Source organism: Gracilibacillus caseinilyticus (genome assembly GCF_022919115.1).
Lineage (GTDB): Bacteria > Bacillota > Bacilli > Bacillales > Amphibacillaceae > Gracilibacillus > Gracilibacillus caseinilyticus.
This window is the reverse complement of record NZ_CP095072.1, coordinates 2943032-2964907: the sequence shown is the minus strand read 5'-3', so window position 1 is coordinate 2964907 and position 21876 is coordinate 2943032. Positions and strand designations below refer to the sequence as shown.

Genomic DNA, 21876 nt, shown 5'->3' with positions numbered 1-21876 from the left:
ATCATTTTCATATTGAAAATGCTTATCGTTCGTCTATGTCTGTATATACTTGCTTCGTTGGGCCTGCATACTCTGCACGAGGACGAATGAGACGGTTATTCTCATATTGTTCTAGAATATGAGCAATCCATCCAGAGAATCGACTCACTGCAAAAATAGGCGTGTACAGATCATGTTTGATCCCTAAACTATGGTACACGGAAGCAGAATAGAAATCAACATTTGCTGGTAACCCTTTTTCTGATTTGATGAATTCTTCAATTTTTTCAGACATTTCATACCATTTTTCCATGCCGTGTTTCTTTGTCAGTTCTTTAGACATTTTCTTTAAATGTTTGGCACGTGGATCACCAGTTTTATATACTCTGTGGCCCATTCCCATAATTTTTTCTTTGTTTGCCATCTTCTCTTTCACATACGGAATTGCATTTTCTACTTCGCCGATTTCAAGAAGCATCGACATTACGCGTTCATTCGCACCACCGTGGAGTGGTCCTTTCAAAGCACTGATCGCTGCAGTAATACCTGAATACATATCAGACAAGGTTGCCACACATACGCGAGAAGTAAATGTAGAAGCGTTTAATTCATGATCAGCATGCAGTACTAATGCTTTATTGATTGCTTCCACTTCTAAATCACTTGGTTCTTCCCCGTTCAACATATAAAGGAAATTCGCTGCATAGCTAAGCCCTTGTTTCGGCTGGATTAATTCTTTCCCATCACGAATTCGTGAAAATGCTGTCACAATTGAAGCTACTTTTGCCTGCAAACGAACAGCTTTACGTTTATTTGCTTCTTCTGTCATCTCATCTGCTTCCGAATCATACAATCCTAATAAAGAGATCGCTGTCCGGAGCGCTGCCATTGGGTGAACATTATGTATATCGTATGACTTAAAATGTTCTACTAAACCATCTGGTAATGTCATGTTTTCGAATAGAGCTTTTTCTAACTCCGCTAATTCTTGTTTATTTGGCAGTCGTTTATTCCATAATAAAAAGACAACCTCTTCGAAGCTTGCGTTCTCTGCCAAATCATCGATTGTATAACCAGCATAAGTCAGTTGATCATCGATAATGGAACTAATCTTTGACTCTGTTGCAACTACCCCTTCAAGTCCTTTCGTTGTTGACATAACATCCCTCTCCTTTTCTAATCCTTAATCCTTTTCCTATCGTCCAAAGCGCGATAAAAAACTGGTGCTTTTGAACATCCCCATGCCTATTATAAACAAACAAAAAAAGATAGTAAATGAAAACGATTAAAATTTATCATATATTCTGATTTTCTTGCATAGCTTGTATTACCTTTTATTACTTAATAAAAGGTAATGATTCAAGCATTTTTATAATCATATAGGCAATACCGGCACCAATGAGTGGACCCACCGCCACACCTTGGAATGCGACAACAGCTATGATAGTCCCCAATACCAAAGCGGTTGTAACTTCAGGATCATTGGCAAGGAGCGTCAGACCGTTTTTTGCCACTATCGCAACAAACATCCCCGCAATTAAGGCAACCCAGGCATGATAGGACTTCACACTTTGCAATAAATCTTTGAAACCTATTTCACCTGTTGCAACCGGAATTAATACCGCTACTGTAATGACGATAACTCCCCAGCCTATTCCTTTGTCTTGTATGTAAGGGAAAAATTTATCGTCAAGTTTTAATAATTTCATCCCAAACAGGATGTACACGGCTACCATTATTGCCTGGTTCTTCGCGACATAACCAAGCAGAAATAATACCAATAAAAAAATAGTTGAACTATTGAACATATGATGTGCCTCCACTGTTGTTAACCAAAATATATTTTATCACAAAGCAGAAGTAATTTTTAAAAATAACCTTTGCTTAAAGGAGCTTTGTTTATCATGACCAAGGATATGTCCATAAGAATGTTATATTTGCTGATTTCTCTCTTATTTATCGTATTTTCAATTTATTTGGTTATAAATTATTTATTTCCCTTATTTTTAGGGTGTCTCTTCGCCTTGATCTTGTACCCCTTAGTTAAAGCCTTGAGTAACCGATTAAACATCCCCCATGTCGTCAGTTGTCTCTTAGCGATTTTATTTGCTATTTGTTTACTGTTGTTTGTCTTTGTTTTTATTGGAATGGAATTACTCCAAGGCATTATGTATTTAGCAAAATGGATTCCACAGAATATACAATTTTTGATAGATGCGTTTGTCCAGCAGTTTAATCTATGGATTCAACCGCTTTTAGAAAGGCTGGATCTGTTTATCCATAGCCTTCCCAATCAACCGCATACTATTATGGAGGATAAGTTGAGTGAAATAAGTCAAAATGCCGCTGATCAACTGGGAGCATTTCTCGAAATGCTGTTAAATTGGACAGGTAATCAATTAGCAAGTCTACCCGGATCATTAACAGTCCTGATTTTTTCATTTCTTTGCACGTTTTTCATCTGTAAAGACTGGATGAGATTTAGTCACTTTCTTGCTGAGACAATGCCAATTAGCCTTGTCGAATTATCCTTCACGATTTCCCAGCATGTAAAAGAGAAAGTCATAAAATATGTAAAAGCACAGTTGATCCTGATCGCAATGACGTTTGTCATCATCTTGCTCGGCTTATTGATTTTTCGTGTTCAACACGCATTAACGATAGCCTTTATCATGGCTATCGTTGATTTGCTACCTGTAATTGGAACAGGACTTATTTTTGTCCCTTGGAGTCTGTATTTATTTATGACTGGACAAACAGGACTTGCCATTTGCCTATTCAGCCTCTACCTCGTAGTCTTATTACAAAGACAGTTAGCAGAGCCCAAGCTTATAGCAAATGCACTAGGAGTACACCCTATCCTCACTATACTGGCTATCTATTTAGGTTTTCAGCTGTTTGGAGTTAAAGGCATCTGGATTGCACCAGCTATTCTGTTTATCGGCAAAGCATGCATTGAAGCTAAATTGTTCTCACTGATCTGGAATTATATAAAGTATAATCACCTTAACGTCGATAAACCGTAAATTTGCCGCTCTCTATCCATTTTTGGACAAGTTGTTGCAGGATTCGTTTAAACGGCTTTCTTGTCGCCGGAACTAATAAGAAGAAGCCTACCCCATCTGTGATAAAACCAGGTGTCAGTAAGACAACGCCGCCAATTAATATACAAATCCCGTCAAAAATAGTTTCCTGTGGTGGATAACCCATTCGCATGGATTCCTGAGCTTTTCGAATGGTTTCCATGCCTTGCTGTTTCGCTAACCACGCACCTAACACACCTGTAAATATAATCAAGAGGATTAACCACCAAGGGCCGATATAACCACCCGCCCAAACGAAAATCCCAATTTCTAAGGCAGGAACGACTAATATAAATAGAAGTAACCAACGAAACATCTGCATCATCCTTTTTCGCATAATTGTTCAGTGTCATTTTGATCTGATTACTGTTTTAACAGCCTGGCTAGGTACTCCTACTGGATGCTGGAGTTTTGCTAAGCCATTTTAGAATATCCAAATAATCAAATTGAAATACCGTTCGGTAGAAAAGCTATCATTACTTTTTCCAATATAAAGAATTGCTTCACGACTTTGCATTTATACTATTAAAAAAATAGAGAAGAAGACCAGCTTCTTCTCTATCGTTACTTATAGGACACTAGCATGGCCAGCGTAAATGTCACCTTTATGGGCATCAATCGTAATATCCTGACCATCATTAATGACATCTAATGCATTTTCTACACCAACGATAACAGGAATGCCTAGACTTAATCCTACTACTGCTGCGTGGGAAGTAAGACCACCTTCTTGTGTGATAATTCCTCCTGCTTTTTCAATAGAAGGCATCATATCTTTATCCGTACCATAGGTGATGATAATATCATCTTGCTGTACTTTTAATTTTGCCTCATCTGCATCTTTACAAGTTACAGCACGTCCATAAACACTTCCTTTGCCAACACCCTGGCCTTTCGCTAACACATCTCCAATTACGTGAACTTTCATTAAGTTCGTCGTTCCACTTTCGCCAACTGGAACACCTGCTGTAATAATCACGCGATCGCCACGTTTAAAGTGATTGGTCTTCAAACCTTGTTCAATTGCCTCTTCAAGCACATCATCTGTTGTATGAAGTAACGTCCCAACAATAGATTCTACACCCCAAACTAGCGCTAATCGGCGACTGATTTGTTCATCGAATGTTACAGCAATAATTGGTGCCTCTGGACGATATTTAGAAATCATTCGTGCAGTAAAGCCACTGACTGTTGGTGTCAGGATTGCATCTACACTTAAATTCATCGCAGTGTGGTTTACCGATTGACTGATCGCATCTGTAATCGTCATATCAGAAGATTTCGATCGCAAATCAAGCATCGCTTTATGATCGATCGCTGTTTCAGCTTTTTTGGCAATATTGCTCATTGTTTGAACAGCTTCCACTGGGTAATCACCTGCAGCTGTTTCACCGGATAACATAATAGCATCTGTACCATCAAGAATTGCATTGGCAACGTCAGAAGCTTCTGCACGTGTCGGTCTTGGGTTTCGTTGCATCGAATCTAACATTTGTGTTGCTGTAATGACTGGCTTTCCAGCATTATTACATTTGAAAATCATATCTTTTTGCACAAGTGGTACATCTTCTGGTGGAATTTCAACACCTAAATCCCCACGAGCAACCATTAATCCGTCACTCACTTGCAGAATGGCGTCTAAGTTATCGACACCTTCCTGGTTTTCGATTTTAGGAACAATTTGAATCTGCGTCGCATTATGCTCTTCTAACAATCCTCTGATTTCCAATACATCCGATGCACGACGAACAAAGGATGCTGCAATAAAATCAACACCTTGCTCAATACCAAATTTGATATCTGCTGCATCTTTATCTGTAATTCCTGGGAGATTTACACTAACGTTCGGTACGTTAACACCTTTTTTGTTCTTCAACAAGCCAGAGTTTAATGCAACAGTTTTTAATTCATTGGTTTCTTTCAGAATCTCTGTAACTTCTAATGCTATAAGCCCATCATCCAATAATAATTTAGAGCCAACATGAACATCATGAATTAATTGAGGATATGTGACAGAAATACGTTCCTCGTCTCCTTCTATTTCGTCCATCGAAACGTTAACAGTGTTCCCCTTTACAATATCTGCCTGACCTGATTTCAATATACCTGTACGAATTTCCGGTCCTTTTGTATCTAACAGAATAGCTACTGTTTTTCCTAATTTTTTAGCAGCCTGACGAATATTCTTAATTCTTGCCCCATGTTCATCAAAGTCACCATGAGAAAAGTTCAGCCTAGCAACATTCATACCTGCTTTAATAAGTTCTTCCAACTTTTCTGGTGCTTCTGATGCCGGCCCTATCGTACAAACGATCTTCGTTCTTCTCATATTGCTTCCTCCCTATGTGTTCTGTTCCCTATTTCAAAATTAGTTAGATATTTACATTATTAAATAGATAATTGATTTGCTAATGTATACATGTTCATATTAATTGCGTGTTTTTTGCTTAATACATCAACGATATCGTGATCAACAACTACGTTATTCTGAATTCCTACCATGCGGCCACCGATACCATTCATTAACAAATCAACTGCTTTGGAGCCTAAACGGCTTGCTAGCACCCGATCATAACCTGATGGCGAACCGCCACGCTGAATATGTCCTAATACGGTGACACGTGTATCCATGTTTGTTTCTTTTTCGATTTGTTTACCGTATTCCACACCGCTTCCGACTCCTTCAGCCAGAATGATAATACTGTGTTTTTTTCCACGTTCCTGACCACGTTGTAATTTACTGACCACACTCTCGAAACTTTCTTCTTGCTCTGGAATAATTACTGTTTCAGCACCATTTGCAAGTCCGGCCCAAAGCGCTAAATCACCCGCATCTCTTCCCATTACTTCAATTACGTATGTACGTTCATGCGACGTAGCAGTATCACGTATCTTGTCCACTGCATTGACAATCGTATTTAGTGCCGTATCAAATCCAATGGTATAGTCTGTTCCCGGAATATCATTATCGATTGTTCCTGGAACTCCGATACACGGAAATCCTTTTTGCGTTAATTTTTCGGCACCACGAAATGACCCATCTCCGCCAATGACAATGAGTCCTTCAATACCAATTTTTCGCATTTGCTCAATTGCTTTTTGTTGACCGGCATCTGTTTTAAACTCTTCTGAACGTGCAGAATACAAAATCGTACCACCGCGCTGTATAATATCCCCTACAGAACCTAATTCCATTTTTTTAATATTGCCTTGCATCAGGCCTTCATATCCATTATAAACGCCATACACTTCTAATTCATGATATATAGCTTTACGCACAACTGCACGTACTGCGGCATTCATACCAGGTGCATCGCCACCACTTGTTAATACACCGATTTTTTTCAAATAAATCACCTCTTTAACAAAATAAATTGTCCTACTACATTTTTCCCCAATAATCTCTTTTTTAAAACGCTAGGAATATCCACATAAGATTATACATGAATTCGTTCAAATTCACATCCCTAAACAATATAATTTTAGCGTATTTCGACACGCAATAAAAGTATTTCCTTTGATTTTGAACAAATTCAAAGCAAATGAGCTAAATTATTGAATAGTTTTTACAGAAAAGTGAAAAGCTGTCTGAATGAAGTAATGGAAAAAGGCAACTCCATTGACATACCTTGCATTACAATGGTAATATTACACATCCCCTTTTGACAGAAAATAACAATCCCCTCTTCCAACGAATGAGGGGATTGCAGCTATACTTCTAGAAGTGAACGGACTTTTCCGATTTTGTTATATTTTTCCCAGCGTTTATCTAATAACGTTGTTTCATTTTCTAATTCTAATTTCTGCAGTGAGTCATCGATGACTTCACTTATAGATAATGCTTGTGTCACAAGATCGCGATGCGCACCGCCTAATGGCTCCGCTATAACATCATCCACTACACCTAAGTCTTTCAAATCACTCGCTGTAATCTTCATTGTTTTCGCAGCACGTTCAGCTTGTCCGGAATCTTTCCATAACAATGCGGCGGCTCCTTCTGGAGAGATTACAGAATACGTGGAATTCTCAAGCATATGAATGCGGTCAGCAACACCGATACCTAATGCTCCACCACTCCCTCCTTCTCCGATAACAACAGAGATTACAGGTACAGTTAGACCAGCCATTTCCATCAAGTTACGGGCGATCGCTTCACTTTGACCTCGTTCTTCTGCAGCTTTACCAGGATAGGCGCCTTTCGTGTCGATAAACGTAATGATAGGCCGATTAAATTTCTCCGCTTGCTTCATGTGGCGTAACGCTTTCCGATAGCCTTCCGGATGAGGCATACCAAAATTATGCTTTATATTCTCTTTAGTCGTTTTACCACGCTGATGTCCAATTACTGTTACCGGTTTGTCTTTAAATTTAGCAATACCGGCAATCATTGCTTCGTCATCACCATAAAAACGGTCGCCATGAAATTCGATAAAATTAGTAAATAATTGCTCAATATAATCTAATGACGTTGGACGTTCAGAATGGCGTGCAATTTGAACACGATCCCACGGTTTTAATTTTCCATAAATATCATTTTCTAATCTAGCCAGTCGTTTTTCCATTTTGGCAATCTCATCTGACAGATCGATATCACTATCTTTTGTCATAGCTTTCAGTTCTTCAATTTTCTCTCGCAATTCCACTACAGGTTTCTCAAACTCTAGCACTTGCTTCATCTGTTCCGCCTCCTATAGTATGGATCTCCAGGATCGTTCCTAGTGTATCTCGCATCTCTTGTCGAGGTATTACCTTATCAATCTGGCCATGCTTTAATTGGAATTCTGCCGTTTGAAAGTCTTTCGGTAATTTTTCTCGAATTGTCTGTTCAATGATGCGTCGACCAGCAAATCCGATCAAGGCTCCCGGTTCTGCAAAATTATAGTCACCAATCGAAGCAAAGCTAGCAGAAACTCCACCAGTTGTAGGGTTGGTCATCACAGAAATAAATAAACCTTTCTCCCGATGCAATCGTTCAATTGCAATGGACGTCTTCGCCATTTGCATTAAACTAAGGATACCTTCCTGCATTCGGGCACCGCCAGATGCCGTAAAAATAATAATAGGCATGCGTTCTTTACGTGCACGTTCAATCGCCCGAGCAATTTTTTCACCAACCACTGATCCCATACTTCCCATACGGAAGCGTGCATCCATCACTGCAATAGCTGTACGGCTGTCATGGATTTTGCCTTCACCCGTAACAACTGCCTCGTTTAAGCCAGTCTTTTTACGGTCTTTGGCAATTTTCTCTTCATACTCAGGGAATTGAAGTGGATTATCAGACAAAAGATCCTGATCCCACTCTTTAAACGTTCCTTCATCAAACAGACTATTAATACGGTCATGAGCTGATATAAGATGATGCTGTCCACATTCCGGACAAACATTTAAGTTTTTGTGTAAATCCTTTTGGTAAAAAATTTTTTTACAGCTGTCACATTTTTGCATTAAGCCTTGTGGTATATCTTTTTTTGCATTTTCTCCTGGAATAGGAGTGTATTTTTTCTTTTTTCCAAACAAATCTTTCAACAATGAAGATTCCTCCTTCTCCATTACACTATCAATATATTCACTTCATAATTTTCTTATTCTACCTGTTATCCTGTATATGTTTCATAATACCCTTGTAATATGGATCCAACTGAACGTCTGATTTGATGTTCAGTGAAAAATCTTCCATCAATCTCCATATCTTTAACAAAAGCTGGTTTCCATATGCTTCAAAAAAGACAGAAAAAAAACGATGATGCTTCTCTTCATTTGTTAAGGCAGGATCATTGATAATTCCAGTTAATTGCTCGATCTGCTGATCTGTCGCTGTCATCGATGAAATGACATGATCTTCTAATACTTGCTTAGCTTCCGCCAATTCCGATTGGGTCTGTGAATCCTGCAATACGAAAGAAGCTAACAATCCAACAGCTTGATAGGTCTGGTAATTTCGGAGATAGGTTCCTTCGCCTTGTCTCGTATCAATGATGCCTAACAATTCGATAGCACGTAACGCTTCTCGAACGGACGACCTTGCTGCATCTAACTGTACAGACAGCTGACGTTCCGAAGGTAATTTATCTCCTGGCAGATAACCGTCTTCTCTAATAAGACGTTGAATTTCGGTTAAAACTTGCTGATATACCTTTGTTCGTTCTGACATTACTTTCCCCCTGTAACCGTCTTTACTGGTCAGACCAATTAACTATTACATTATATCAGAACCATATATGATGTAAAGAGGCACACTTCTAAGAAGAATGCCTGATGACTACATTGCCTTCTCCAAAGAATTGCTTTAACTCTTTGATCACATTCCAAGTATTGTCCAAATTATAATTCGCAGACATTTTAAACAGTTTGTTAGCATCTCCTTGATAGAGATAGACAGTGGAAGCTCCTGGATACTTGGTTGCGAACTCACTGAGCTTTGTCATCGCCTCTGTTTGCTCTCGTTCTACTTTAATATATATTTTATCACTAGTAAATTGTTTCTCATCAAGTTGGTAAGGTTGTATGACATCGATAATCATTTGCTTCTTCTGGTTACGCTCTTCGATTCGTCCTTCCACAAATACAAAGCTGTCTTCTTCGAGCCAATGATTTACTTGTCGAAAAACAACAGGGAACAGAACCGCATCAACTTCAGCTGATTCATCCGCGAGCATCACAAAAGCCATCGCCTCACCTTTTTTTGTACGGATCACCTTGAGTGATTGTATAACTGCGGCCATTTTCAGTTTTTTCTGCTTAGATTGAATAGCCTGCTGGATCGTAATATAACCGATTTGGCGAATCTTATCTCGTACTTCTGCTAATGGATGTGTGGAAACAAAGAAGCCAATCACTTCTTTTTCCATCATTAATTGATGCATGACAGGAAATGGATCTGTCTCTGTGTAAGAGAAATCAAGGGCAAGATCACCTTCGAAGAAACGCATTTGGTCATCGAATTCTTTAAAGAGTTCCCCTTGTTCCATCGCCTCATCCAGGCTGGCTAACATAGTTGCACGATTATCATGCAGTTCATCAAATGCTCCAGCCAGAATAAGTGATTCAATAATGGAGCGGTTCACTTTCTGAAGTGGCACTCGCAGACAAAAATCGAATAAACTTTTAAATCGCTGTTTTTTTCTGACCTCAAATATTTCCTGAAACGCCTGATAACCGACTCCTTTAATCAAATTCAATCCAATTCGAATCCCTTGCTTCTCCGCTTTAAATTTACCAATGCTTTCATTAATCGAAGGTGGCAGTACTCGGATGTCACGGGCTTTTGCCTCTCGTAAATAGACTTGGATTTTGTCTTGATTACCCATTTGCGAGCTTAACATTTCAATAAAAAAGGCAACCGGATAATTTGCCTTCAGATATGCTAACTGATAAGCAATCACACTGTATGCTACCGCATGGCTACGGTTAAAACCATAATTAGAAAATCGGACAATCCAATCAAAAATTTGTTCAGCAATCTGTCTAGCATAGCCTTTCTGTAAACAACCATTTATGAATTTGGAACGATTATTGATCAAGGCATCTTTATCTTTCTTACTGACAGCTCTTCGCAAAATGTCTGCCTCTCCATATGAAAAACCTGCCATCAGATTCACGATTTGCATAATTTGCTCTTGATATACAAGCACGCCATAAGTTTTGGCTAGAATCGGTTCTAAATCCGGATGCGGATAGCGCACCTTTTCCTTCCCATGTTTTCGTGCGACATATGCAGGTATAAATTCCATTGGTCCCGGCCGATACAAAGCATTAACCGCCACCACATCTTCAAACTCTGTTGGCTTCAACTCCCGCAGTACTTGCTGCATTCCTTGTGATTCTAATTGAAAAACACCATTCGTATGTCCATTCTGCAATAAGGAAAAAGTAGCCGGATCATCGGACGGAATGTCATCTAATGAAATTCTGCGCTTATGCTGCCTTTCGATTTGTTTCACAATTTTTTCAATTAACGATAAGTTCCTTAAGCCCAGGAAGTCCATTTTTAATAAGCCTATTATCGCTAAGTCGTTCATGGCATACTGCGTAAGCGGCACTTCATTCTGGGCTGGCATTGCTGCCGCATGATCTACCAATGCATCCTGACTGATGATGACACCCGCAGCATGGGTGGATACATGCCTAGGTAAACCTTCTAACCGATTAGCAATTTTAAAAAGATTCTTCAGAGGGTCTGACTGCTTAATATATTCAGTAAGCTCCGGTGCTTGTTTCAGCATTGCCGCAATGGATTGACCGCTATCTTTCGGCAGTGACTTTAATATGTAAGCCTGGTCGCTTTCTTCAATCGCTAGTACTTTAAAAAGTTCTCTTAAGAGCGACCTTGCAGCAAAAGTACCAAACGTGACAATTTGAGCGACATACTCGGCACCGTATTTGTCAACTACATAGCGGATCACTTCATCTCTTCTTTCGTCCGAGAAATCAATATCGATATCTGGCATGGTAACACGTTCCGGGTTTAAGAAACGTTCGAACAGTAACTCATATTTAATCGGATCTACATTTGTTATCCCTAATAAATAGGCGATCAACGAGCCAGCTGCAGAACCCCTTCCCGGACCTACCATTATCTGCTGTTGTTTAGCATACTCTACAAAATCCCATACAATCAGGAAATAATCACTAAAACCCATTGATTGAATGACATCCAGCTCATAATGGAAACGAGCCTTGATGTCTTCTGTTACTGACGGATATATAGTTTGTAATTTCTTTTGACATAATACCTCTAAAAATTGATCCGCATGTTCGCCATCTGGTACAGGGTATTTCGGCAGTAATCGCTGATCCAACGGCAGATCAACTGCACATTGATCTGCCACTCGATTCGCATTGCTTCTCAGGTCAGGCCATGATTGATATATCCATTCTAATTCCTGATTTGTTGGCAGATAAGTACCTTCTAAATCATCAAGTATATTTTTATTCCATTTCACACCTTGATCCATTGCTCTCACACAGGAATAGGCCACAGCATCTTGCTTGGTCAGATATCGAATATCCTGCATGGCCACTTTTTCGATTGTCAGTCCTTGTAATTGCTCACGATACGGCAACATATTCTCAGAAATTCCTAAATAGTAACGCATCGGAGCCAGCAATCTGGATAACGCATTGACCTGAGCCTCTATATCATCTATACTCCATTGTTCAGCAGAAATAATTAACAGCAGATCCTCCTGAAAATCTTTCATGCGCTCAATTGTTATATTTTCCCCGTATTGAATGGCAGTACTTAATTGCAATAATTGCTGATAACCATGATAATTCTTCGCTAAGCTAATGACTTGCACCGCTTCATTCTCCACCATCAATTCAAAGGACAAACCGATGATCGGTTTAATTCCCGCTTCTTTGCATGCTGTATAAAAACGAATAGCACCATGCATTACTTGATGATCGGTAATAGCAAGTGAAGAATAGCCGAGCTGCTTAGCTTGCTCAACCAGGGAATCAATTTGGATGGTACTCTTCATTAACGAGTAACCACTCTTTAATTGAAGAGCTGTTAATTCCGGCATCGATTCACCTCCTTCTAAATACGAGCAAATGTTTCGTTCTTCTATTATAGCAGACGAAGTAAAACTTGTAAGTTGATAAACATATAGTAGACAAGTTCACATATATTGTAGTATAGATGCACTTGTACGATGGAGGGGTGTGGATGGAAGAGCGATTTATGCAAACGGCGATACATTGTTTTTTTATCGCCTTTGGTGTCATGATAGGCGGTTCCATGATAGGAAGTATCGGCGCTTTTCTTACGGGGGATGCACCAATTACACATATGGGTCGTATTGCGAAGGGGTTACGAATTTGGGCAATTGTTGCTGCCATCGGTGGTACATTTGATGCAATTTATAATTTTGAAAGAGGATTATATTATGGATCTACGATAGATTTATTTAAACAAATATTACTGATCATCACCGCAATGGGTGGTGCACATACTGCCTTACTCATAATAGAGTGGCTGATTCAAGAGGAGATCGAGTAATGCATATTCCTCCTTATTACAAAAGGCCGGGGTGGCAGCGTTTTTTGGCAGGCGTTTGCATAGGTGCCATCGTAGGTTATTTCGTGTTTATTTATATGTTTGGTGAATTACAGCAAAAATGGATTGAAGAAAAGTTGGCAATGCAGGGCGAATTACAAGATTTACAGCACAGCTATGATACGCTGTTAAAAAACCACCAGCAGCTTGATCAGGAAACGAAAGACGGTATCCAAATTCAAGAACTCGAGATTGAATTTTTAAATTTAGAGGAATTAAATATCGATAATGACAGACCGATGGTACAGCAGCTTGAACAAGTATTACGGACCGAAGCATCGAATGCCATCGGAAAAAGCGTGGATGATCTATCCAGTTCAATTGACCTTCTTATTTCCACTATTGAAAATAAAGTCATAAATATCGATGATTTCCGTTTCCAAGCTACAGTGAGCCGGATTATCGTTGGGGAGACATTGCGTTTATCAATAGAATTAGAAAAAGCCAATTAGGTATTGCTAGCGGAAAATACACTTTCAGATGATAAGCGTACTTTCCGCTATTTTTGTTTACTTGCATGCTTCTTCTAAATCAGCTAATACGTGTTGCATTGTTTCCCATTGATGAATTTTCGCTCCAGAAGCCAGTGGATGCCCTCCACCTTCATATTTCGCAGCAATTTCGTTAATGACTGGACCTTTCGAGCGTAAACGAACGCGTATTACTTCGTCTTCTTCGACAAAAATTGCCCATACTCTGATCCCTTCGATATCTCCTAACACGCCTACAACAGCACTTGTTTCAGATGGAGTCACATCAAATGCTTTCAACGTTTCTTTCGTAAGCTTCACATAACTTACACCAGCATCCGACATGTTAATATTCTGTAAGATATACCCCTTTAATTTCGCAATTCGCAAATTCGTTTTGTACATTTGCTCGTAAAGCGCTGTTCGATCAAAATCATAGCCCACAAGCTCAGCAGCGATCTGAAAGGTCTGTTTCGTAGTACTCGGAAATAGAAATCGGCCTGTATCTCCAACAATACCACTATACAAAAGAAATGCCGCTTTATCCGTCATCTTCAATCCTTTGTCTTTCTGCTCTTGATAGAATCGATAAATTAATTCACTCGTAGAACTTGCATTGACATCCACCCATTGAATATCACCATACACGTCAACGACAGGATGGTGATCAATTTTCACAATCGCATCCGCTGATTGATAACGCGAGTCAGAGATTCGCTCCTGATTAGCTGTATCACACACAATCACAAGTGCCCCTTGGTAAGCTTGATCTTCCAGGCGATCCATCGTCGCTAAAAATGCAAGCGAATCCTCTTCCTCTCCTACGATATGTACTGATTTGTCAGGAAAGCTTGCTTTGATGATTTCTGCAAGGCCAGCTTGAGAACCATAAGCGTCTGGATCCGGTCGGACATGGCGGTGAATAATGATGGTCTCGTATTGATTAATTGTGGATAGTATGTCTGTAGTTATTGTCATATTATTTCTCCTTTTTTTTACTGTCTAACATTTACGTTTCGACTTTCGATTATTAGATTATCAGTTCTTGTGTAATTTTACTAGCAATTGTCGATTTGACGCGATACAATAGATACGAATACAGAGTGTTACCGTTTTGTTTAAGAAGATGGAGGTTTGCAAAAAATGGTTGTGTTTCCAATTATTATTATCGTCTCATTTTTTATGTATTTTTATTATAAAATAATGATTTTGCGAGATCGTGACCCGCTCGCACAAGAAATTAAGAATGCTAAAGCACGGATTGCACTAGGTGTCTGTATCAGCTTCTTCGGTATTAATCAATATCTATTTTATCAAACTCGATTAGCGCTTTTTATCACGATTGTCTTTCTTTTCTTTGGTGTGTTACAAGGTACCGGAGGAATTAAAAGGTGGATCCATTACAAAGGTGAATTTCAAAAAAGAGCAACTTCTGAATAATGCAGATGTAGCAGGTTACATAGATAATAAAGCAAATTGCCAGCTGACAATTTGCTTTTGTTATTTAGCGCTCAATTAACTGTGCCATTAACAAGGCTTTTCCTACAACTTTTTTTTCATGATATACTTCAACGTCAATTTTGACTGATTTCCTTCCAAGATCAATGATCCTCGGATGGAAGGTGATCGTTGTTTCTAACTGAATCGGTTTGATAAAATAAACGGTTGTATTTTCTACTACTAAATCTCGTTTTTTCTGATGCCTCATCATTCGTCTTGCTGCATCAATAACAAAGGAAACAAAAACACCATAGGAAAGGGTCCCTAGCTGATTTGTCATTTGAGGTGTTACTTCAGCATGATATGTAGATAAATGAGGGTCGCCTGATGATGGTTCCAAATAATTAGAGAGAATATCATCAATGGTTTCTCCTACTTGAGGCTGTTTCTGAATATGCTGTAATGCCTTCAGCACATCTTGACGCGAAATCAATCCTTCCAGCTGGTGGTGCTGATCCACCACTGGCATGATTTCAATCCCTTCCCATACCATCATGTGTGCCGCATACGCTAATGATGTTTCCTTCATTACGGTTAATGGATTCTTCGTCATTACTTTATCAATCAATGCATCGGCTTTTCTTCCGATAACATCTTTAGAAGTAACAATTCCAACTACTTTATTTCGGTCATCTACAACAGGATATCTACTGTGTGTTGTTCGTTCTTCCCATTCATACCATTTGGTTACCTGATCTTTTACAGATAAGTAATAAGTATCTTCCAGGTTCGTATAGATATCGCCAACTAACACAATTTCTTTTTTGATCAATTGATCATAGATTGCACGATTTATCATCGCGGCTACCGTAAAGGTATCATAGCTTGTAGAAATAATTGGCAACTGTTTCTCGTCTGCCAATTGCTTCGTTTCCTCATCTGTGTCAAACCCACCGGTAATTAAAACCGCCGCCCCTTCTTTCAAAGCCAGCTGATGAGCCTCCGTACGATTCCCGACAATTAACAGTGAATCTTTTTCCGTATATCTCATCATCGCATCAAGCTTCATGGCACCGATTACGAATTTGTTTAGCGTTTTATACAGTCCGTCTCTGCCACCCAATACTTGACCATCGACAATGCTGACAATTTCAGCAAACGTTAGATTTTCAAAATTCTCTTTCTGCTTTCGTTCGATTCGAATCGTACCAACTCGCTCAATGGTACTAACCAATCCTTTATTTTCCGCTTCTTTTATGGCACGATAAGCTGTTCCTTCACTTACATTTAATTCTTTCGCAATTTGTCTTACAGATATTTTGTTTCCTACTTTTAATGAATCTATAAAAGATAGAATTTGTTCATGTTTTGTAGCCAATCGCAGCTCACCATTCTTTCATCTGTACTAGTAATTTGCTATCTATTTTTATTATACAGTTTATAACCATAATATTCAATTTTTTCTGCAAATATTATGATTACTTATACTTGAAAATTTATACAACTTCTTCTGTAGTAATTTTCTGAAAGCATCTGTATTAATAAAATATCCGAACTGTTATCACTTTTTGGACAGACTAATTTAAGGAAGCAGCGAAGAAAATGATTGATATTAAATCAATGTTCCTTTAATACGGATTATGTAATGCTAGCGAAGAGGTCATTTTGACATGTTGTTAGTGATGTGATATCTTCTACCAATCACTTCGCGTCCTGCGGAGCATATTACCGGAGCTTTGTTAAGCACACACTATTTGTTAAAATGAACATATCGAAACAGTCGACTTTACATAATCCGTATTATAAGAATTCATACTTAATCTTGAGCATGATTAAGTCAGTTTTATGATTTTACTTGTTCCTGACGTATAAAAAAGGTCAAAGCATTAATGCTTTGACCTTAGAGTTCGATTGCTTCTCCTGGTTGCAGGTGGATTCCGTCCCCTGTTTTTACTTGTTCGCAAAATGCCTTGCCGTCTTGTTCAATGAGTGGGAAGGTGTTGTAATGCATTGGCACTACTCTTTTTGCTTTTATCCAATCAGCAGCAATCAGTGCATCTTCTGGTCCCATTGTGAAATTATCGCCAATGGGTAAGAAGGCAAGATCGATTTCATTCATATCTCCAATTAATTTCAGATCTGAGAATAGACCGGTATCGCCCGCGTGGTAAATGGTTTGTCCATCGGCAAATAGTAAAATACCAGCCGGCATACCACCATAAATAAGATTACCTTCTTCATCCTGAAACATTGAACCATGGAATGCAGGTGTCAGCTTCACTATACCAAAATCAAACGCATGGGCACCGCCAATATGCATTGGATGTGTATTCAATCCTCTTGAACCCAAATATTCTGCTAGTTCGTTCGGAGCAACTACGAGACAGTTCGTCCGTTCCGCAATCTGAATTGTATCCCCAACATGATCATTATGTCCATGGGTTAACAGAATTACATCTGGTTTTTGCGTGTTTGGATCTAAATCACTTGTCTCATTTCCAGAAATGAAAGGATCAATTAAAATAGTATGTTTCGCAGTTTCCACCTTTACACAAGATTGTCCGTGAAAAGAAACTTTCATCAAACGACACTCCTTCTATTAGACATTCTTCTTAAGATATTACCTTTCCATCGCTAGTTTAAACATGTTTAATAATATTTCCAAGCATTTTCATACATTTCGATTAATACCGGATCAATTAAAGTATTGACTTCTAATTTGTCTTCATCTGCAAAACTGTCATCTTCATCTTTTCCGAAAACAGTTAAACTCTCCAACATATGGTTGTTTAAAAAGTCAGTCGGCACATTTATATTGAGATCCTCTATAGCTATTTCTTCTCTGGAAGCTAATACAAATCCCCAATTGCCGAAGCTCGGAACATCGACATGAAGGTTTTCTGTTGTTAATCCAGTCGAAGCAATCGTGTTAGAAATGGTCCAATATACTTCTCTCGCAAAAACCGGACTTGTTGATTGTACCATCATTGCTCCGCCAGGCTTAAGGTGATTTCGAATTAAGGAATAAAACTCTTTTGTATATAATTTATTTAAGCTTTCATTATTAGGATCAGGCAAATCTACGATGACGACATCATACCAGTTTTCACTCTGTTCAAGGAATTCAAATGCATCCTGATTTTGAACATGCACTCGATCATCTTTAAGTGATCCTTGATTTAATTTCAGCAGATGAGGATTTTCATTTGCTAGTTCAATAACGGCGGGATCCAAATCTACTAACGTAATATCCTTGATATCCTTATACTTTAACAGTTCCCTAGCTGCTAAACCATCTCCGCCCCCTAAAATAAGTACTTGCTCTCGGGAGTCAGAAGCGGTCATTGCTGGATGGACAAGTACTTCATGATAACGGTGTTCATCAATTGAACTTAGCTGCAATCCCCCATCTAAGTATAATCGGATATCTTCATTTTGCTTGGTAATGACGATTTTTTGATACTGACTCTCTTCCATATGGACAATAGGATCCTTATATAATTTCTGTTCAAATGTTAAAGCAATTGATTCCCCGACAAACACGCCAGCAAGCAACAGGGCACCGATAATAGAACCAATAATGCCATGTACCCATCGGTGTTTAACTTCTTTGCGGAATAAATACAACACAACCATTGCAACGGTTAGGTTGATCAACCCTACAATAAATGCTGATTTTACCATCCCGAACTGAGGTCGTAGCAAAAAGACGAACAATAAACCGCCGATCAGACCACCAGCATAATCTGAAAATAAAACTCTTGCCGTGCTTTTTTGCAGCGTTACACCAATTTCGTTAGCTTTGCGAATCAGGATTGGTAATTCGACACCTGTAAGCGCCCCGATAATTAACGTCACAACATAGAGGAATAGAGCATCCGTCCCATCGGATGAGAAGGCCGTCACAGCAAACATTAGAAAACTGGAAAACCCACCAATGAGCGCTACTAGAAATTCTATGTAAATAAAAGATAAAATTAACTTTTTCGTCACACGTTCACTAAGACTAGCTCCAATTCCCATGCCGGTTAAAAACAGCGAAATCGTCAATGTATACTGTTTGACACCGTCACCTAAAATATATGAACCCAGTGCGCCAAACAATACTTCAAAGATTATGCCGCATATCGAAACTATTCCTGATGCCCAATATATAAAATGACTCTGTTTCTTTTTTATATCATCCATCATTCATCCACGCTTCCTAGTTAAACTTGATATAAAAAGCCTGACCATTGATAATGATCAGGCTTCTTTGTTTTCTCTCCACCATCGAGATAACACTGTCGCTTCTTTTTGGAACTGCGATTATGTAATTGACGAACCAATTACAAATGCCAATCCTACAGAAACAGCAAAAGAAACAATACCGACCGCAACATTATTTGCTTTCAACTGTTCTTCCACTGAAAAATGGCGTGTTAAACCCTCGAAAATTAAATAAGCAATCAACTGGAGGATTACGCCATAGGCACCCCAGATTAATGTCTCTACCACATTAATACTATGGTAAATAGCAAAAGATAAAATAACACAAATTCCAATTATTTTTCCAGCAATGGATAATGCAACAGCTTGATTACCTGATTTGATTTGATCCCAATCTTTGTATTTCGTTGTGAGCCATTCAAAAATAATAAGTCCAATAACGACAATAATAATCGCTGCAGCGAAATAAATAAACGTTGAAATAAATGGTCCCATTTTTCACACTCCTTTGTTATTTTTACTTACCTGAACTTGGACCGCCACCTCGGAATGTCCCCATTCCTCTGTTCGTCGATAGATTTCCATTGTTATAACTTCGTGACGTCGAATAACCACCATAACAGTCATTTGAGCTACAGTAGCTTCGTCTGTTTGTAACCCAATTATTTCCAAAGACGCTATCTAGCATCCGTATGGTGAAATATGTAGTTAGGAAATTAGGTGAATAATTATCACGAACAAATTGTTCACTGGCAACCTCAATAAATGTAGCACCTGGTATTTCTTCGCTTTCTTTGAGAATGATGAAATTATCATTTGAGTACATCAAAATTAGCTGTCCATCAATAAAGTCACTTTTTTCATCAGGTTGTTCGATTTCGGATAAAATGTCCGCTAATTCTTCAACTTCAAACAGTAACGTTCCATAAACATTAGCAGTTGTGTCTTCACCAGTCACAGAATCTACAAATGGAAAATGATTAGAAATCAGTGCTTCTAAATTCCCATTGCTGTTATTTTGCAATTGATTTAGCACTTCATCTTTCGATTCCTCCACTTTTAAATCATCTTCTGAAATATCGTTAGACTCATTAAATGCAGAAAGGTTTGATGATGAATTTGATCCACAGCCGACTAATAAACATAGAAAAAGCAGTCCGATCGCATAGCTGATTTTTTTCATCACTGACGCACCACCTCCAATCCCAATATATAATCTATCCTTCAACAGTCTATTACAGAGAGAACTGGAATATGAGCACCCATATTCCAGTTCATTCTCTATTTGTTACTTTATCAGAAATTATCCGTTATAAACAGTGAAGTTACTTGACGTTTTTCAGAATCGCTTATTCTTTCCCCATTTTCTTTTTCAAAGCAGCCAATTCGTCATCTACTTCATTATTATCTAACGCCTCGAATTCATCGTCTAAAGACTTACTTGCCATGGACATATCATCACTTGTGTCCGCCTCCGCTTCAAATTGCATGACTTTTTCCTCCATGCGCTCAAAGCCTCGTTTTGATTCATCGTTACCGATAGAAGACATAGTGCGATTCATTTTCGTACGTGTTTTTGCTGTTTCAGCACGTGCTTTCAAGGAATCTTTCTTGATTTTCATTTGCTGATGTTCTTTTTTCATTTCGTCTAATTTATCACGTAATTGATTCGCATCTTGTTTCGAACGTTCCCATGATTCACGTAACATCGTGCTTTGTGATTCGTGATCTTTCTTATCTTCTAATGCACGGCGAGCTAAATCTTCATTTCCAGATTCGATTGCCTGCTCTGCTTGTTTTTGTCTTTTGTCTACTAATGCCTGGGCATCATCTGCTTTACGTTTTAACATTTTTTCGTTAGCAATTTGTTTTGCAACTGCTGATTCTACTTCACGAATATCTGATTCCATTTCGCGCATAAATTGATCTAGCATTTTCACCGGATCTTCTGCCTTATCCAGCATGGAATTCAACTCAGAACCTACAACCGTTTTGACACGCTTAAAAAATTGAAACATATAAATCTCCTCCTAATAATTAATGGGATCCTGCAATAATTTTAATTTCATATTCTTCTATTGAGTAACCAATACTTGCTTCTACATCACTATCCCACGCTTCCAAACTTATGAATGTTTCTTCCTCTTCATCATAATATTCGGCATATCGGATCCGTTGACCAGTTAAGGATTTGCTCCTACCTTCTCCGATAATATTCGCCTCCCCCTTTTCATCTAAGGAGAACTGTTTATCCTGATATACTAATTTGTCAGGAAAGTTGTTTGCTTCAGGCAATTGAATGGTTTCATAAATACCAATCTCTAATGCATCATCCATCTCTGCAGAAAGCCAGATGGTCTTCGCCTCACCCAGAAGCTGATAGCTGTACCATTCATACCGGTTTTGCCGATATGTAATCTTACCAATCACTTCATAATCAGTAAGGTCGTACTCAATAATATCGCCTATCTCAACGGATAGCAAATTTCGTTTTCTTACTTCTGGTTTTTTTTCTTCTTTCTTAAATAACTTCGAGAAGAAACCCATTTGGTGCACCTCTTTTCTTCCGTGATGGGTTATTATTCTTATTTACGATCTCTCGACAAAAAAGGTTTCAATTTTTCAAAAAAAA

General features: G+C 38.6%; 21 protein-coding genes. 4 read left to right on the top strand and 17 right to left on the bottom strand.

What is annotated here, in order from left to right:
* Positions 1-22: 22 nt before the first annotated feature.
* Entirely contained in the window at positions 23-1138 is a 1116-nt protein-coding gene (citZ, locus tag MUN88_RS13910) for a citrate synthase (RefSeq protein ID WP_244716058.1), read from the bottom strand.
* A 178-nt stretch (positions 1139-1316) separates the two neighbouring features.
* The gene (locus MUN88_RS13905; RefSeq protein ID WP_244716056.1) at positions 1317-1787 is read right to left on the bottom strand and encodes a DUF441 domain-containing protein; all 471 of its coding nucleotides are present in this window, start codon (positions 1785-1787) and stop codon (positions 1317-1319) included.
* 96 nt (positions 1788-1883) lie between these two features.
* Between MUN88_RS13905 and ytvI the strand changes: the two genes are divergently transcribed.
* Positions 1884-3005: a sporulation integral membrane protein YtvI gene (gene ytvI, locus MUN88_RS13900; protein WP_244716054.1), complete on the top strand. Its 1122-nt coding sequence runs from the start codon at positions 1884-1886 to the stop codon at positions 3003-3005.
* Here the strand turns inward: ytvI and MUN88_RS13895 are convergent.
* The 7 genes from MUN88_RS13895 to dnaE form a co-directional block, all read right to left on the bottom strand.
* Complete coding sequence (locus tag MUN88_RS13895; protein ID WP_244716052.1) at positions 2986-3378, bottom strand: FxsA family protein; 393 nt, start codon at positions 3376-3378, stop codon at positions 2986-2988. The two genes, ytvI and MUN88_RS13895, sit on opposite strands and share 20 nt — an antisense overlap.
* Positions 3379-3630: 252 nt before the next feature.
* Positions 3631-5391, bottom strand: a complete 1761-nt coding sequence (gene pyk, locus MUN88_RS13890) for a pyruvate kinase (protein ID WP_244716050.1) — start codon at positions 5389-5391, stop codon at positions 3631-3633.
* 59 nt (positions 5392-5450) lie between these two features.
* Positions 5451-6410 (bottom strand): 6-phosphofructokinase, encoded by a 960-nt coding sequence (gene pfkA / locus MUN88_RS13885; protein ID WP_244716048.1) that lies wholly within the window; start codon positions 6408-6410, stop codon positions 5451-5453.
* Positions 6411-6772: 362 nt separating this feature from the next.
* Complete coding sequence (accA, locus tag MUN88_RS13880; RefSeq protein WP_244716046.1) at positions 6773-7738, bottom strand: acetyl-CoA carboxylase carboxyl transferase subunit alpha; 966 nt, start codon at positions 7736-7738, stop codon at positions 6773-6775.
* Complete coding sequence (gene accD / locus MUN88_RS13875; protein WP_244716044.1) at positions 7716-8594, bottom strand: acetyl-CoA carboxylase, carboxyltransferase subunit beta; 879 nt, start codon at positions 8592-8594, stop codon at positions 7716-7718. Before accD ends, accA begins: the two co-directional genes overlap by 23 nt.
* 58 nt (positions 8595-8652) lie before the next feature.
* The gene (locus MUN88_RS13870; protein ID WP_244716042.1) at positions 8653-9216 is read right to left on the bottom strand and encodes a FadR/GntR family transcriptional regulator; all 564 of its coding nucleotides are present in this window, start codon (positions 9214-9216) and stop codon (positions 8653-8655) included.
* Positions 9217-9304: 88 nt separating this feature from the next.
* Entirely contained in the window at positions 9305-12592 is a 3288-nt protein-coding gene (gene dnaE, locus MUN88_RS13865) for a DNA polymerase III subunit alpha (protein ID WP_244716040.1), read from the bottom strand.
* 143 nt (positions 12593-12735) lie between these two features.
* Between dnaE and ytrH the strand changes: the two genes are divergently transcribed.
* Positions 12736-13068 carry a sporulation membrane protein YtrH gene (ytrH, locus tag MUN88_RS13860; RefSeq protein ID WP_244716038.1) on the top strand — a complete coding sequence of 111 codons (333 nt, stop codon included), beginning with the start codon at positions 12736-12738 and terminating at the stop codon, positions 13066-13068.
* A 44-nt stretch (positions 13069-13112) separates the two neighbouring features.
* Complete coding sequence (gene ytrI / locus MUN88_RS13855) at positions 13113-13577, top strand: sporulation membrane protein YtrI (protein ID WP_244716036.1); 465 nt, start codon at positions 13113-13115, stop codon at positions 13575-13577.
* A gap of 57 nt (positions 13578-13634) precedes the next feature.
* Here ytrI and MUN88_RS13850 read toward each other — a convergent pair whose 3' ends face one another.
* On the bottom strand, positions 13635-14573 hold the full coding sequence (locus MUN88_RS13850; protein WP_305852467.1) for a DHH family phosphoesterase: 939 nt from the start codon (positions 14571-14573) through the stop codon (positions 13635-13637).
* A 165-nt stretch (positions 14574-14738) separates the two neighbouring features.
* On the opposite strand from MUN88_RS13850, the gene MUN88_RS13845 reads away from it, so the two are divergent.
* Entirely contained in the window at positions 14739-15035 is a 297-nt protein-coding gene (locus MUN88_RS13845) for a YtpI family protein (RefSeq protein WP_244716034.1), read from the top strand.
* Positions 15036-15099: 64 nt separating this feature from the next.
* Here the strand turns inward: MUN88_RS13845 and MUN88_RS13840 are convergent, their stop codons facing one another.
* The 7 genes from MUN88_RS13840 to MUN88_RS13810 all read right to left on the bottom strand — a co-directional run bounded on the left by MUN88_RS13840 (position 15100) and on the right by MUN88_RS13810 (position 21791).
* Positions 15100-16413 (bottom strand): DRTGG domain-containing protein, encoded by a 1314-nt coding sequence (locus MUN88_RS13840; RefSeq protein WP_244716032.1) that lies wholly within the window; start codon positions 16411-16413, stop codon positions 15100-15102.
* Positions 16414-16935: 522 nt separating this feature from the next.
* Positions 16936-17616 (bottom strand): metal-dependent hydrolase, encoded by a 681-nt coding sequence (locus MUN88_RS13835; protein ID WP_244716030.1) that lies wholly within the window; start codon positions 17614-17616, stop codon positions 16936-16938.
* Positions 17617-17684: 68 nt separating this feature from the next.
* Positions 17685-19223, bottom strand: coding sequence for a polyamine aminopropyltransferase (locus MUN88_RS13830; RefSeq protein ID WP_369809995.1), 1539 nt, complete (start codon positions 19221-19223; stop codon positions 17685-17687).
* 120 nt (positions 19224-19343) lie between these two features.
* A complete protein-coding gene (locus tag MUN88_RS13825; protein ID WP_244716026.1) occupies positions 19344-19739 on the bottom strand; it encodes a DUF350 domain-containing protein in 396 nt (131 codons plus the stop codon).
* A 22-nt stretch (positions 19740-19761) separates the two neighbouring features.
* A complete protein-coding gene (locus MUN88_RS13820; RefSeq protein ID WP_244724534.1) occupies positions 19762-20427 on the bottom strand; it encodes a DUF4247 domain-containing protein in 666 nt (221 codons plus the stop codon).
* A gap of 166 nt (positions 20428-20593) precedes the next feature.
* The gene (locus tag MUN88_RS13815) at positions 20594-21262 is read right to left on the bottom strand and encodes a PspA/IM30 family protein (protein WP_244716024.1); all 669 of its coding nucleotides are present in this window, start codon (positions 21260-21262) and stop codon (positions 20594-20596) included.
* Between the two features lie 19 nt (positions 21263-21281).
* The gene (locus MUN88_RS13810) at positions 21282-21791 is read right to left on the bottom strand and encodes a DUF4178 domain-containing protein (protein ID WP_244716021.1); all 510 of its coding nucleotides are present in this window, start codon (positions 21789-21791) and stop codon (positions 21282-21284) included.
* Between the last annotated feature and the right edge of the window lie 85 nt (positions 21792-21876).